The organism is Micromonospora sp. NPDC047521 (genome assembly GCF_055587305.1).
On sequence record NZ_JBVJGN010000001.1, the window covers coordinates 138133 to 150440 of the forward strand.

The window sequence follows — 12308 nt, forward strand, 5'->3', positions numbered from 1 at the left end:
CACAGTTGCGGCAAGCTGAACCCGGCATCATCGATCGGCAGGGGGCTATGGCAAATCACCTGCGGCGCGCTCGTCTTGCCAGGGGTTGGTCCCAGGCAAGGCTGGTCCATGAGATCGAGCAGTACGGCCGCCGACGCATGCTTATGATCGCTTCTACCAACAGCCTTGGGGTCTACGTCTCCGAATGGGAGAACGGCCGGCGGAAGATCTCAAGCAGTTACGCGGCGATCCTGCGGAGCCTCCTCGGCACGACCGACGACGAACTGTTTTCCGATATCGTGCCCGTTGACGACGACGGGAACGGTTACGCACGACTGGTCGAACAACTCGACGCCTCGCACTCGGTCGGCCAATCGATGGTGCGCACCCTTCGGCATCAGACGGAACTTCTTCGCACCATGGACCGTCAGCTCGGGGCGGCGCAGTTTGTCGACCAGATGCAGAGCCATCTGTCCCGCCTTCAGGAGAGCCTGTCATTTACCGTGCTGCCATCTGCCAGGCAACCGCTCGCCCGCGCTCTGGCAGAAGCCGCATCGCTCGCGGCGTGGCAGGCCCTCGATGTCGGCGCGGCGGATCGCGCGTGGCACCACTACGAACTGGCGAAGAGCGCCGCACGGGAGGCTGACGACCCGCTTCACCTCGCCCATGCCATGGGCGAGCAGGCATACGTCCTGGCCGATGCCGGTCGACCGGAGCTGGGGGCGCAGCTCGTGCAGGAAGCCCAGGCTTGCGGAGGAAGTCGGTTGTCGCCTCGACTGTCGTCCTGGTTGGCTGCCGCTGAAGCAGAGCTGTGGGCGCTCAGCCGACGCCAGGACGATTGCCGCCGCTCACTCGACCGGGCGAGCGGGCATCTCTCAGGCGTCACAGGAGTTCGCGACCCCATTCTGCCAGGGATATTCCTCGACGAGACTCACCTCCGCCGATGGCGTGGACATTCGCTGGCGCTACTGGGCGACCCTCGGTCTATCGGCGAGTTGTCGGCGGCTTTGGTCGCGATGGACGATACCTTCGTGCGAGCCGCGGCGGGAATGCGCTGCGATCTCGCGCAGGCACATTTGGCTCGGGGAGAAAGTGAGGAGGCCCGCGCCCATCTACGGGAGGCCGGTTCACTGGTCAACCTGACCGGATCTGTGCGATACCGACGCCGGATAGATCGGATCAAGAGCCAGACGGGTTCGTTGCCAGGCCAGCAATGACGTGCAGGATCGCGACCAAGGTTCCCGACCCCGCCAACTCGCCGCGCGCCATCAGGTCCGGCATGTCACTCAGCGGCACCCAGTCGACGCGACCGGCCTCCTCCGCGTCCGTTGGCGGGCCGACATAAGTGGCACCGCGCCCAACGAAGATTTCATGTGGCGAGTCGACCATGCCGATCATCGGCTGGTAGGTGACCACGCGGGTCAGGGGCGAGGGCCGCCAGCCGGTTTCCTCCTCCACTTCCCGGCTTGCCGCCGCTATCGCCTCCTCGCCCGGTTCGACGATGCCGCCGGGCAGTTCCCATCTTGTTTCACCGGGAATAAATCGGTAGCGCCGCAACATCAGAACTCGATCGTGCTCGTCAAGCACGGCGACGACGGCGACACGATCCAGCCGAACGACATGGTGGGCGAAGGGTTCGAGTCCTGGCGGCACCACGTCGACCAGATCAAGTCGCAGCCAACGGTCCTCATACACCGTCCGCTCGCCCAGAATCCGCCATGGCCCCGGCTCGCCCGTCGTGTTCTCGTGCACCCCGTGAAGCTACCGTCGCCCACCACACCGGACACCCCATCCGTAGTGGCGGTGCCTGATCTTGACTCATGGATGCAGGGCTGCGTGCCGGCTTCCTACCGGATAGTGACCGTCCGACCACGCAAACGTGAACCGTTAGCGCGATCGGCAGACGGAGGCGGCACGCCGCTACCTACATCAGCGTCCCGGCTGAAAACGCATTACCTGCGCCCTCAGCGCGAGGTCGTCAGTAGTACTCGCGGATGTAGCCGAGCGCACGCTCGTACACGTCATTGTCGCGGATCTTGAACTTGGTCCACAGGGTCTTGCGGAGGGACTGCTGGACCAGGCGGTCCCCCTCGCGGGTGTCCTGCCAGCCGGTGAACCGCACCGCCCGAACGACCTCGTCGACCTCGTCGACGATCTTCTCGGCGATGATCGGGGTGCCGTTGCCCTTGAGTGACTGGAACAGCTCCGTCAGCGCCGCCCTGCCTTGGTCCTCGCGGGGCACCTCGGCGGCGGCCTTCTCTGCGGCCACGGTGTCGCGGGCGAGGGCGAACAGCTCCTTGAGGAAGTCCAGGCTCGCCTGCTGGGAGTGGGCGTACTTCTCTCGCAGGGCAGTGAGCCGCTTGCCGAGTTCAATAAAGACAGGATTACCGATGTGCTTGGCGATACGGGCGGTAATCCACTTTTCGACCTCGCCCGGGTCGACGTCCTTCCGCCGACCCGTCATGAGGTCTTCGATCACCTGGGCGTCCAGGACGATCATGTCGAGGTCGCTGCGGGGCACCTCGACGGTGACATGTTCGTTGATGAGTTCCAACGTCATGGCGCCCAGGGTGTGCCACACCAGCCGACCGGCAATATCCGACGGCCGCACCGACTCGTACACATCGGTGAGCCACCGGTAGTCGGTGGCATGAGTCGAGAGGATCGGGTCCGGGCTGAGGGTCTCCCAGAGTTGGGCGACGACGCTGAAGGCAGCGCCGAAGTGGTCACGGGCCTCGTCACTACTGATCGCGGTCTGCGCGGCGATGAGCCCCTCATAGCCGCCCACAGTCCGGTCGACGCCGGGAAAGAAGGCCAGTGCGGCATCGATGGCCGGGCGGAGTTGGTTCCGCAGCACGGAGATGTTGCTGATGACCTGCTGTACGCTCTTCTCGTCGAAGGCGAACGCCTTGGCTACGTCGTCGAAGATGCCCAGGTAGTCGACGATCAGCCCATGCGTCTTGGTCGGCGGGTAGACGCGGTTAGTGCGCGTGATCGCCTGAAGCAGGTTGTGCTCTTTGAGCGGCTTGTCCAGGTACTGCGCGTACAGGATCGGGGCGTCGAAGCCGGTGAGTAGCTTGGCCGTGACGATGAGGATCTTCAGAGGATCGGCGGGGTCGTTGAAGCGGGCGGTGATCCGCTCCAGCTCGTCCCGGCCAGGGGTGTATTCCTTCCACTCCTTTGAGTCACCGGCGCTCATCACGACTGTCGACGCGTCCGGTCCGAGGATCTTGTCGAGTTCCGCCTTGTATGCGACACAGGTCGCCTTGTCGTAGACGACCACCTGCGCCTTGAGCCCCTGGGGCTCGACCTTGGCGCGGAAGTGTTCGGCGATGTCCGCGGCAATCCTGTGGACACGCTCGTCGGCCTTGATCAGCACCTCCAGGGAGGCGGCGCGCTTCGAGAGTGTGGTCTTGTCAGCCTCGGTGAGTCGGTGCTGGTCGGCCAGTTCGGCGAAGGCGGCATCGATCGCGGCCGCGTCGAGGTGGATTTCCGATAGGCGCGGCTCGAAGTGCAGCGGCAGCGTTGCCCCGTCCCGGATCGAGTCCTGGAACGAGTACCGCGAGAGATAGCCGCCCTCGTCCTCGGTGGACCCGAACCACATGAAGGTGTTGCGGTCTCGCCGGTTGATCGGGGTGCCGGTCAGGCCGAAGATGAAGGCGTTCGGCAGGGCCTCGCGCATCTTGCGCCCGTAGTCGCCCTCCTGGGACCGGTGAGCCTCGTCAACCATTACGATGACGTTGTCGCGGTCGTCCAGCACCCCGGGCGCTTCACCGAACTTGTGCACAGTGGTGATGATTACCTTGCGAGCGCCGGCTTTGAGAAGTGCTTGCAGCTCCTTGCGACTGTCGGTCGAGACGAGATTCGGCACGTCCGAGGCGTTGAAGGTGCCAGTGATCTGGGTGTCCAGATCGATCCGGTCCACCACGATAATCACAGTGGGGTTGGTCAGACCGGCTGTCGCGCGCAACTTCTGCGCGGTGAACACCATGAGCAGCGACTTCCCCGAACCCTGAAAGTGCCAGATCAGGCCCTGCTTGATCTCGCCGTGCAATACCCGCTCGACGACGAGGTTCGTCGCCTGGAACTGCTGGAAGCGCGCGATGATCTTTATCTTGCGGTGCTCCTTGTCGGTGGCGAACACCGTGAAGAACCGCAGGAAATCCAGCACCGCCACCGGTGACAGCACGCCCTCGACGGCCTCGCGCACCACCGCGAGGGCGGTCCGCGCCGGGACGTCTTCGTCGGTTTCCTCCCGCCACGGGCCCCACAGGTCGACTGGCATGCCGACCGAGCCGTACCGGAAGTCCTTGCCTTCAGTGGCGAAGTTGAAGACGTTGGGGACGAAGAAGGCTGGGACGTTGACCTCGTAGTCCTCGTTGATCTGCGCCGCCGCGTCGATCCACGTGTACGCCGGTCGGACCGGCGACTTCGCTTCGCCGACCACCAGCGGAATTCCGTTGCACCACAGCACCAGGTCGAAGCGGCGCTCGACCCGCCCGACCCGGGACGTCACCTCCGTGGAGATCATCCACTGGTTGGCGCTCGGCTCTGGATTTACAAAGTCGATGAGCCGGATGGTGACGTGCTCTCCGGCCGGGCCGAATGGCATCGACTTTTGCCCGGTCAGCCACGCGACGAACTGCTCGTTCGCCACCACGGGATTCGGCGTGCGCCGAGCGGACAAGATGACCGCCCGCAGTTGGTAGATCACCTCGTCGGCCAGCCGCGGATCAGCCTCGATGACCGGGTTCAACCTGATCAGGGCTTCCTTGACCAGGCCCTCCAGCAGCACCTCATCCTCCCGGCGCGGCAACTCTTTGCCGGGCACGAATTGGATGCCAGGCGACTCAACCAGGTCACGAACGAAGTCGCGAACCGTGTTGGCTTCGTTGAAGCTCATTCCCCGCCTCCGAAGACCTCGCGACTAAGCGCCCCGTAAAGCATGCCGGCATCGCGAACGCGCCTCGTTGCCGTGCTGCGCGGCGGGTCGAGGGCTTCGATTCGGTCGACGATGATGCGTTGTTCCGCCACCGAGGGCACTGGGATGCTGACCGTCTTGAGTTTGGCAGCGCTAATATTCGCCTGCTGAACCCCCTTTGATATATGCACCCGAATGCGGCTTTGGCCGAGCTTCGAGTTGATGAAGTAGTTCAGATACTCTGAGACAAGGGCCCGCGGGTCCGGCCTGAGCCGGACAAGGTATGAGGCGAATACAAAGTCGCCATCCAAGTCAAATATTCCTGAACGACCAACATGCTCGACGCTGTTCGTGCGATTGAAGAGCACATCACCCTTGGCGACACGATACGCGGCAAGGTCAGGATCACTGAGATCGCAATACTTAAGATCTCGATCCACCACGGCACCCGCATACAAATTCGTCATGCGGAGCATAGGATAAGCGCCCTCTTCGCTAGCACGCACCGAAAGACCGTACTGACACAAACGGAGGACGTCAGCAATGCGGCGCTCGGGAGAACCTGAAGCAGTGAGGAGAGCATCAACTAGGTCCTCGATTGCGCGGTCAACAGTCGCCACTATTCGATTCGCCGCCTGTCGCTCACGCTCGACTGCCCACAGAAGGTCGGCCAGGCGCTTCTGCTCGTCGAGGGGCGGCAGGCGGAACTGATAGGTGGCAAGATCTCGCCAATTGGTGCGCGGCGAGAGGGAGCCGGCCGAGGTGCCGAGGGCATGCTCATAGAAGCCGTCGCTCTGAACAAGCAGGGGTAGGAACTCGGGCAAGAGTTGGGTGTCATCTGCCTCGAAGACGAGGATGTCGCCGGAGGTGATGGCACCGAACTCAGCAAGGGCTGCTTTACGCTGGTAGGCTCGGCGCTTGCCGAAAAGGGTCTGCCCAGGCTTGACGCGACGAGTGAACGTGCCTCCGTCCTCGGCGCTGCCCCATCGGCTGATCTTCAGTTCGCCGGGGTTGAGGTGCTCCATTGCGATTACACGGTCAATTCCGGCAGCTTTCGCGTCCTTAACCGTGACGTTCAAATTCTTGACCACATCACCGAAGGCGACATGCTTCCAGCCGCTCTTGTCGAGGTTCAGGGTCATGGGGCCATCTCCTGCCGTAGGAGGTCGAGGACACCGTCAATCGCATTGTCAGCCTCAACAGCCGAAGTTCGCCACGAGGCCAACGCCTCGGTGACAGCCACTGTCTCGGCACCAGCAACCGCGCTGACGCGAGTGACGTGGAGCGGGATCGCCAGACTATACTTCTTGTCGGCAATCTCGTCACGGGTGGCGACGCTGGCGAAACCGTCCTCGCTAGCAAATGCCATGTACGCGGCAAGGATCTTACTCTGATGCCGCTCGCGCAGAAACGACTGCGCCTGTTCACGGGCGACCTCGTTGATCGCATTGATGAAGAGGACCTTGCCGCGCTGCTTGGCGGGCTTGTTGGCGCGTAGCGTGACGACGACGGCTTCCATCGGTGAGTTGTAGAACAACCCGGCTCCGAGCCCGATGACGGCTTCGAGCAGGTCGGACGTTACCAACTTCTCACGGAGAGCGGCCTCCTCGCGGCGGAAGAGCACGCCGTGAGGGAAGAGAACTGCGGCGCGGCCGGTCTCGGGATCGAGGCTGGCGGCGATATGTTGGAAGAAGGCGTAGTCGGCGCGGCCCTGTGGCGGGACGCCCCACATATTGCGGCCGTAAGGGTCGTTGACGAACGCGGTGCGGTTCCACGCCTTGATGGAGTACGGCGGGTTGGCGAGCACCACGTCGAAGGTGCGCAGCCGGGCACCGTCGAGGAACGCCGGCTTGGTAAGCGTGTCGCCGTGCGCGATATCTCCGTCGGCGATGCCGTGCAGGAACAGGTTCATCCGGGCGATGGCCGACGTCCCGTAGTTGAGTTCTTGTCCGTACAGGCGGAGGTTGCGCCACTCCTTGCCCTGCCGGCGCAGCTCGGCGGCGGTGGAGATGAGCATCCCCCCGGTGCCGCAGGTCGGGTCGTAGACCGACTCCCCTGGCTCGGGCTTGAGCATCATCGTCATCAGGTGGACGAGAGTGCGGTTGGTGTAGAACTCCTGGGCGGTGTGACCCGAGTCGTCGGCAAACTTCTTGATTAGGTACTCGTACCCCTGACCGAGTTCGTCCTCGGGCAGGTTCGCCACCGAAAGCGTCTTGGTGGAGAAGTGCTCGATGAGTTCCTTGAGGGTCCGGTCGGGCAGCAGGTTCTTGTTGCCCCAGTCGCCGTCACCGAACACCCCGGTCAGCGTGTCCGGGTTGGCCGACTCGATCGCCCGCATTGCGGCGAGGATCACCGCACCAACATTGCTGCCAGCCTCGCGGACGTCCTGCCAATGAGCGCCGTCGGGGATGGCGAAGCGGTGGTTCTCCGGCAGGTCGGCCAGCGCGTCGTCACCATAGATGGCCAGTGCTGCGGCATGTTCCTCGTCGTACACGTCGGAGAGGCGCTTGAGGAAGACCAGCGGGAAGATGTACTGCTTGTAGTCCCCGGCATCAATGAGGCCGCGTAGCACGACGGCCGCGCCCCACAGGTAGGACTCCAGTTCGCGCTGGGTGATGCGGGCGTTCACGCCGTCACCTCGCTCGGGCTGAGGCCCCACTTGGCCAGTTCGGCTTCCAGCGCGGCGCGGGTCTCGCGGGCGGCGGCGTGGGCCACTTCGAGGTCGGTCAGGGCCTGCTCCAGGGTGCGCTGTTCGCCGTCGTCGACGGGTGCGACGTACAGCGGGATGTTGAGGTTGAAGTTGTTGTTCTTGATGTCGTCGAGCGTGCCGACCGCCGCCAGGCCGGGTGCGTCAGCGAACGCCTGGACAGTGCGCAGCAGGGTGTCCGCGTGCTCGGGTTCGAGACTGTTCTGGTTACGCCCGCGCTTGAACAGCGTCTCACCGTTGACGAAGAGCACCTTGCCTTGGCGGTCCTCGGCCTTGCGTCGGCGCAGGATCAGCACGCAGGCGGCCAGGCCGGTGCCGTAGAAAAGGTTGGGCGCCAGGCCTATCACGGCCTCCACCATGCCGGCCTTCAGCACGAACTCGCGGATGCGCCCCTCAGCGCCCTGACGGAACAGCGCGCCCTGCGGAAGCACCACAGCGACGCGACCAGTGCCGGGCGCTGCGGAGGTGATCATGTGCTGGACCCAGGCCCAGTCGGCGTACCCCTTGGGCGGCACACCTCCGAGCCGGTTGCGTCCCCACTGGTCGGTGCCCCACGCCACCTCACCCCAGTTCTTGAGCGAGAACGGCGGGTTCGCAATCACGCAGTCGAACTGCGTGAGGCGTGGACCGTCGAAGAACGCCGGAGTGCGCAGGGTGTCGTCATGGGCAATGTTGAAGTCCTCGACCCCGTGCAGGAGCAGGTTCATCTTGGCGAGGCCCGAGGTGGCGAGCACTTTCTCCTGGCCGTAGAGCTTGCCCCAGAGGGTCTGCGGTCGGCCACCCTGGCGCTTCACATGCTGGATGACCTCGATGAGCATGCCGCCCGTGCCGCAGGCCGGGTCGTAGACCGTCTCGCCCTCCTGCGGGTCGAGGATGTCGACGAGCAGTCGCACCACCGACCTGGGGGTGTAGTACTCGCCGGCCTTCTTGTTGGACTGGTCCGCGAACCGCTTGATGAGGTACTCGTACGCCTGCCCGAACACGTCCGGCGGGACGGCCGCGTTGCTCAGCGTCCGGGTCGAGAAGTGCTCGATGAGGTCGCGTAGCTTGGCGTCGGGCAGCTTGTCCTTGTTCGTCCAGGCAGCGCTGCCGAAGATGCCGTACAGCACGTCCGGGTTGACCTTCTCTATCGCCCGGAAGGCGGTCACCAGCGCCTGGCCGATGTTCTCGGTGCGTGCGCGTACGTCTTCCCAGAGGCTGCCGGTGGGGATACCGAAGCGGTGGTTCTCGGGGAACGACGCGTACTCGTGGTCGCCGTCCGACTCCGCCAGCGCGCGCTGGTACTCCTCGCTATAGACGTCACTGATCCGCTTGAAGAACATCAGCGGGAAGATGTAAGCCTTGAAGTCCGCCTGGTCGATGCTTCCGCGCAGCAGATCGGCCGCCCTGGCCAGGTACTGCTCTAACTCCGACAGGCTGAGTGGAATGGCAAGCGTGTCATGGGTCGTCGCGGAGGGCCGCGCAAAACGATCAACCATGCCAGATCCGGTCGTTGGTCATGCTTGGTGCTGTCTCCTTGCGCGGGGTGTCACGAATCCGTGCCGCTCCACCGTAGTCGCAACTGCCGACAACGAGGATTCCCGGCACGGGGATGTTCCGTCTGCTGGTGCCACCCCGCCACCCCGATCACCTGATCGCGGGAGTAGACCGGCCCGCAGTCAGCTACCGGACAGAATCGCTGACAGGGGAGCTGCCGGCGTTCCGGGTCGCCCAGAGCACGGCGGCGGGAACGAAGCGTGGCAGCGGACGGGGTGCCTTCATCGATTCGGTATTACAGGCGATCGACGACTTCTACGAGCAGATCATCCAGAACCTGAAGCCATGGATGCCCGCGCCGCCGCACCTGCGTACGCCCGATGACGTCGCACCCGTGCAGCCGGTCGCGGCCAGCCTAGTCTCCACCGCCATTTCGTCCCAGGACAGTCCGGATTTCGATACGCCGACGGTGAGGGACAGCAGTTCTCCAGTTGGCGGCCAGTTGGAGGAGTGATCCGAAAGTCCGGTGCGTCCGCCACTAGCCGGTGACGAGATTGATGGCCACGCCGATCGGGATTGATGCCCCCAGACCCGCGACCAGCCACCACAACTGCTCACGCCGGGATCGCTGCTGCCCCGTATCGATCAGATGCTGAATCCGGGCCACGTTGTCCACCACCAGGGTCAACTGTTCGGCGTCACGCGGCGGCTCGCCCGCGACGTGCCGGCGCCCGCCGAAGCGCCGCACCCGGCTGGTCGCCGACAACATCAGCCGGTGCCGGCGACGCTGTTCGACGAAGACCGGTTGCCGGCCACCGCGATAGTCAGCGATGGAGGTGGTGATTCCGCTGTCAGGCGTCCGGGTGCCGGGCACGACGCCGCGATTGAGGCGGAGCCGGCGGCGTTTCCGGTGGAAGTCCAGCCACCACAGAGCGCCGCCGGCAGCGAGCAGGAGGAGGTTGGCGACGATCGCGGCGACCGCCCACGGCCCGGCGACGAAGAAGCCGACACCACCGATGGGAATGGCGGCCAGGATGAGTGCTTTCGCCGCCACCGTGCCGTTGGATCTCCGCATGCCTGTCATTGAACCGGTAGTACCTCCTCCGCGAATCCCCTGCTATCCGGAAGGCGACAGCGGGGCGGCCGTGGAGAGCGCGACCGCCCGGGCGTACCGGATGGCGGCGGGGGTGTCCGGGAAGAGCAGTTCCTCGCGGCGCAGGTCGTCAGCCACCCCCAGTGTGGCTAACACCTGGTCGTGGGCGGGGGTGATGCCGGAGAGCAGGACGGTGATCCCGCGCCCGCGCAGCCGCCGTATCGCGTCGCCGAGGACGTGCGCGCCTGTGGCGTCCATCGTGGTCACCCGGGACATCCGCAGGATGACCACGCGGACGTCGGCGACCTCGGACAGTTCGAGCAGGAAGGTGTGGGCCGCGGCGAAGAAGAGCGGACCGTCCAGCCGGTACGCGACGATGTGTTCGGTGAGCAGCGCGTACTCCTCGGCGCTGTGTTCCCCGAGGTCGAGGGGCACCTGTTCCAGCCGGGCGCTGCGGGCAACCGCGCGCAGGGCGAGCACCACGGCGACGCCGACGCCGACCGCGACGGCGGTGACGAGGTCCCAGATCACGGTGACGGCGAAGGTGAGCACCAGCACCACCGCGTCGCCCCGGGTGGCCCGTGCCAACGCCCACAGCGAGCCGGCCTCCACCATGCGAACCGTGGTGGCCAGCAGCACGCCGGCCAGGGCGGCGAGGGGGATCCGGCCGACAAGCGGCGCGGCGGCCAGCACGATCGCCGCGAGGGCGACGGCGTGGGTGAGAGCGGCCAGCTTGGAGGCCGCCCCGGCGCGAACGTTCACCGCCGTACGGGCGATGGCGGCGGTCGCCGGGATGCCACCGAAGAGCGGGGCGGCGAGGTTGGCAAGCCCTTGACCGAAGAGTTCCCGGTCCGGGTCGTGCCGCTCGCCGACTGTCATGCCGTCGGCGACAGTCGCGGAGAGCAGGCTCTCCAGGGCGGCGAGCGCGGCGACGGCGAGCGCGCTGGGCAGCAGCACGCCCACCGCGCCGAGGTCGAGGAATCCGAGCGAGGGCGCGGGCAGACCCTGCGGTAATGCGCCGATCCGCACCAGGTCGACCGGGGCAAGCTCGGCGAGGGCGGTGGCGGCGCCCACACCGAGTAGCGAGAACGGCAGGCCGGGCCGCCACCTGGCGCCCAGCAGCATCAGCGCCGCGACGGCGAGGGCCACCGCGAGTGCGGCCGGTTTCGGGTGTACGACGAAGCGGGCGACCGCGTCGGCGGCGACGGACCAGACCTTCTCCCCGTGCGCGTCGACGACGCCGAGCGCGGCGGGCACCTGTTGCAGGGCGATGACCACGGCGATGCCGGCGGTGAATCCCTCCAGCACCGGGGTGGGCAGGTAGCGGACGTACCGCCCCAGGCGGGCCACGGCGAGCGCGATCAGCACCAGGCCGGCCATCGCCCCGACCATGAGCACGCCGGTGGCTCCGAACTGCTGCACCACAGGCACCAGCACCACTGTCATCGCCCCGGTCGGCCCGGAGACCTGGAGGTTGGAGCCTCCGAAGACAGCGGCCACCGCGCCGGCGATCACCGCGGTGATCAGCCCGGCCTGGGCACCCAGCCCGGAGGTGACGCCGAACGCCAGGGCCAGTGGCAGCGCCACCACCGCCACGGTGAGCCCGGCCAGCAGATCCCGACGCGGTGATCGGTGGACGGCCGCCCAGTCGGCCCGGCCGGGCAGCAGCCCGGTGAGCCGCTCGCGGACGACAGGGATGACGCCGCTCACCTGTCTCCGCCGGTGGCGCGCAACTCGTCGAGGAGGCCGTCCCGGTCGGTGAGGACCGCGCCGAGGATCCGCCGACCGGCGGCCAGCAGGTCGGCCACGTCGGGGGTGCTGAGCGCGTACATGACGAGGGGGCCGTCGCGGTGTGAGGTGACCATTCCGGCGCGGCGCAGCACGGCGAGCTGCTGGGAGAGGTTCGACGCCTCGACCTCGATCGCCGCGAGCAGGTCCCGGACCGGCTTCGGGCCGTCCTGGAGAAGCTCCAGCACTCGGATGCGCACCGGATGCCCGAGGGTGCGGAAAAGCTCGGCCTTCGCCTGGTACAGCGGCACCGACATGAGCACCCTCCCGATCGACAGGAAAACTTTATCACTTGAATAAGTCTTCAACTACGTGCGCCCAGCCGGCGCACGGTGCGGCCGGGA

The 12308-nt window shown here is 65.9% G+C and carries 10 protein-coding genes; 2 read left to right on the forward strand and 8 right to left on the reverse strand.

The window, feature by feature from the left end; genetic code table 11:
• Positions 1-47 precede the first annotated feature (47 nt).
• Complete coding sequence (locus tag ACZ6N8_RS00670) at positions 48-1196, forward strand: helix-turn-helix transcriptional regulator (protein WP_466006675.1); 1149 nt, start codon at positions 48-50, stop codon at positions 1194-1196.
• Here the strand turns inward: ACZ6N8_RS00670 and ACZ6N8_RS00675 are convergent.
• The 5 genes from ACZ6N8_RS00675 to ACZ6N8_RS00695 form a co-directional block, all read right to left on the reverse strand.
• Positions 1159-1731: an NUDIX hydrolase gene (locus ACZ6N8_RS00675; RefSeq protein WP_466006677.1), complete on the reverse strand. Its 573-nt coding sequence runs from the start codon at positions 1729-1731 to the stop codon at positions 1159-1161. The genes ACZ6N8_RS00670 and ACZ6N8_RS00675 overlap by 38 nt on opposite strands.
• A 226-nt stretch (positions 1732-1957) precedes the next feature.
• Entirely contained in the window at positions 1958-4882 is a 2925-nt protein-coding gene (locus ACZ6N8_RS00680; protein WP_466006679.1) for a type I restriction endonuclease subunit R, read from the reverse strand.
• Positions 4879-6042 carry a restriction endonuclease subunit S gene (locus tag ACZ6N8_RS00685; RefSeq protein ID WP_466006681.1) on the reverse strand — a complete coding sequence of 388 codons (1164 nt, stop codon included), beginning with the start codon at positions 6040-6042 and terminating at the stop codon, positions 4879-4881. The genes ACZ6N8_RS00680 and ACZ6N8_RS00685 overlap by 4 nt, the downstream gene beginning before the upstream one ends.
• Complete coding sequence (locus tag ACZ6N8_RS00690; protein ID WP_466006683.1) at positions 6039-7529, reverse strand: type I restriction-modification system subunit M; 1491 nt, start codon at positions 7527-7529, stop codon at positions 6039-6041. Before ACZ6N8_RS00690 ends, ACZ6N8_RS00685 begins: the two co-directional genes overlap by 4 nt.
• Positions 7526-9085, reverse strand: coding sequence for a type I restriction-modification system subunit M (locus tag ACZ6N8_RS00695; RefSeq protein WP_466006685.1), 1560 nt, complete (start codon positions 9083-9085; stop codon positions 7526-7528). The genes ACZ6N8_RS00690 and ACZ6N8_RS00695 overlap by 4 nt, the downstream gene beginning before the upstream one ends.
• Positions 9086-9198: 113 nt before the next feature.
• Here ACZ6N8_RS00695 and ACZ6N8_RS00700 point away from each other — a divergent pair, with 113 nt between their 5' ends.
• Positions 9199-9597 (forward strand): hypothetical protein, encoded by a 399-nt coding sequence (locus ACZ6N8_RS00700; RefSeq protein WP_466006687.1) that lies wholly within the window; start codon positions 9199-9201, stop codon positions 9595-9597.
• 24 nt (positions 9598-9621) lie between these two features.
• Here ACZ6N8_RS00700 and ACZ6N8_RS00705 read toward each other — a convergent pair whose 3' ends face one another.
• Genes ACZ6N8_RS00705 through ACZ6N8_RS00715 form a run of 3 tightly spaced genes read right to left on the reverse strand, consistent with a single transcriptional unit; the run spans position 9622 to position 12221 of the window.
• Complete coding sequence (locus ACZ6N8_RS00705; RefSeq protein WP_466006689.1) at positions 9622-10158, reverse strand: hypothetical protein; 537 nt, start codon at positions 10156-10158, stop codon at positions 9622-9624.
• 42 nt (positions 10159-10200) lie between these two features.
• The gene (locus ACZ6N8_RS00710) at positions 10201-11886 is read right to left on the reverse strand and encodes a SulP family inorganic anion transporter (RefSeq protein WP_466006691.1); all 1686 of its coding nucleotides are present in this window, start codon (positions 11884-11886) and stop codon (positions 10201-10203) included.
• Complete coding sequence (locus ACZ6N8_RS00715) at positions 11883-12221, reverse strand: ArsR/SmtB family transcription factor (RefSeq protein ID WP_387112642.1); 339 nt, start codon at positions 12219-12221, stop codon at positions 11883-11885. The genes ACZ6N8_RS00710 and ACZ6N8_RS00715 overlap by 4 nt, the downstream gene beginning before the upstream one ends.
• Between the last annotated feature and the right edge of the window lie 87 nt (positions 12222-12308).